Origin of the sequence: Methanocalculus natronophilus (assembly GCF_038751955.1) — an archaeon.
Lineage (GTDB): Archaea > Halobacteriota > Methanomicrobia > Methanomicrobiales > Methanocorpusculaceae > Methanocalculus > Methanocalculus natronophilus.
Window position 1 is genome coordinate 1 of sequence record NZ_JBCEXH010000097.1, and the last position, 588, is coordinate 588.

Consider the following 588-nt stretch of genomic DNA (forward strand, 5'->3'; position numbering starts at 1 on the left):
GTGGTAAGAAGACAATAGCCTCAAAAGTTACATCATAATAAATTGCACCGTCACCTACTAAAACGTGACCGTCTCCAACTTCATTAATATCCGTTACAGCAACAATAGCACCTATTTTTTTATCGACTCTACCCTCTAAATTATTTTGTAGTTCATGTTTCACACATGAGTTTAAATCTTCACCTAATAGGTGAGGCGCAATTCGGACAGTATCGATAAGTTTCATCCTCTTATACATCGATTCTTCTCCAATTAATTTATTAATAGTATATTTTTTGTTTAAGTTGTAGCAAGGCAGTTTCTTTCACGTAGATAAACAACTTTTATGCCGTTTTTTATCAATTTTTCTTTTAGTTCAATATCGTTTGTAAATACATCTGCCTCAATATCTTTACATAAACTCTCTATTATTTTATCAGCATTTCCTTTAATATTAATCACATTGCATCTTTCAACGAGTGATAAGGCGACTTTTGATGCGATTTTATCTTTACCTTTTGATTTCCTTTTAAGTGAATTAAGTTCATCAATTACTGCCTGTGGCACAATAAATTCATTATAACCAAGCCTTTCAAGTTCATCAAAAAT

The 588-nt window shown here is 31.5% G+C and carries 2 protein-coding genes; both read right to left on the minus strand.

Translation table 11 applies throughout. The features are described 5' to 3' along the window. On the minus strand, positions 1-226 hold a 226-nt coding region (locus tag ABCO64_RS10655), incomplete at its 3' end, for an RPB7/RPC8 family DNA-directed RNA polymerase subunit (protein ID WP_343089458.1). A gap of 53 nt (positions 227-279) precedes the next feature. Continuing rightward, positions 280-588, minus strand: a 309-nt coding sequence (locus tag ABCO64_RS10660) for a hypothetical protein (protein ID WP_343089459.1), incomplete at its 5' end; no start/stop codon positions are given.